Origin of the sequence: Dietzia sp. SLG310A2-38A2, assembly GCF_014145095.1 — a bacterium.
Taxonomy (GTDB): Bacteria; Actinomycetota; Actinomycetes; order Mycobacteriales; family Mycobacteriaceae; genus Dietzia.
In genome coordinates, this window is the sequence record NZ_JAALDX010000510.1 from 1 (window position 1) to 1,347 (window position 1,347).

The 1,347-nt window shown below is 72.0% G+C and carries 1 protein-coding gene; it reads right to left on the reverse strand.

Translation table 11 applies throughout. The features are described from left to right. Window positions 1-209: 209 nt before the first annotated feature. Window positions 210-1,298, reverse strand: a complete 1,089-nt coding sequence (locus G6027_RS16325) for an SGNH/GDSL hydrolase family protein (RefSeq protein ID WP_182638071.1) — start codon at window positions 1,296-1,298, stop codon at window positions 210-212. Between the last annotated feature and the right edge of the window lie 49 nt (window positions 1,299-1,347).

Here is a 1,347-nt window from a genome sequence, read left to right on the forward strand (position 1 = left end):
CGCGGCCGCGACGGGCGCGGCGGCCAGCGCGAGGGACGCGGCCAGTGCGAGGGACGTGGTGAGGGTGCGTGCGCCGGCGGAGCGGCGGCGTAGGGGAGTGACCATGACCGCAGTCTGCTACCCCGGTCGCCCCCCCGTTGGTAGTTGTGGCAACTAAGCAACTTCTACTCTTGTCGGCCGACGCCTGCTCCCGTCGGCCGGCGTCGGCGCTATCCCGAGAGCGCGGACAGCACCCGACCGGCCACGTGGGCGTGCCCGGCGGACGTGGGATGCACGGGCACCGAGGAGGTCTGCAGGCCGGTGAAGTCGACCCACCGGGTCTCCGGGGGCGTGCACATCGAGTGTCCGGGCTCGTCGGGGATCACGACGGTCGCCCCGTTGCGCTGAGCCGCGTCGCGGACCACCCGGTTGATGCTCTCCTGGAATCCGCGGACCTTGTCCCGTTCGGCCTCGGGGATCGCGATGAACGGTGCGCAGTCGGGCGAGGCGAGCAGGGTGCGGTCGTCCGGGATCGCGGAGAGGTATCCGACGGTCACCACGCGGGCGTCGGGGGAGCGCCGGGCGATCTCGGCGTACACCGAGTCCATCCGTCCGTCGAGCTCCTCGAGTGCCTGAGCAGCCTGGCGGTCGATCACGTCGGAGCACCCGGCGGTGGCGTCGAAGCCCTCGGCGAGTCGCGCGGTCACCGAGTCCACCATCGGCAGGAACTCGGGGGCGGTGTTGGGCCGGAGGGCGCAGGCCACGATCACCGCGGCGAACCCCACGTCGTTGCCACCGATGGTCATGGTGACGAGGTCGGTCCGCGCATCCAGGGCATCGAGCTGGGGCGGTGCCCCGTTGCGGGCGGGCTCCCAGAAGTCGTCGGCGGTGGCTCCCCCGCAACTGGCGTTTATGAACGTCCCCACACCGAGCTCGCGGGCCACGACCGTGGGATAGGCGTCGTCGGTCCGCACACACGCGACGGGCCCGGCGCCCCAGGATCCCGGTGCCACCCGGCCGACGGCGGCGTACGAATCGCCCAGCGCCACATAGCGCGCCGGACCGGTTCCGGTGCCGGCGTAGACGGAGGGGCCGATGCCGGCCCCACTCATCTGACCTGCGATGTTCTGCCCCAGCGTCTGCGTGGAGCCGCCGGCCTGCTCGATCGTGGACCCGGTGGACGGGGGAGCGGCGGGGATGGTCGGGGTCGACCCGGCAACGGCGGGGGAGACGAGTGAGGTCAGAAGGACCGATGCGGCGGCCGCCGCGGCGCCGGTGATCGCCGGGCCCACGCAGCGACGGAGACGTGAGGTGTGCATGGGATCACTCTCTCATGAACAATTGTCCATCAGATAGGACCGCGGCCCC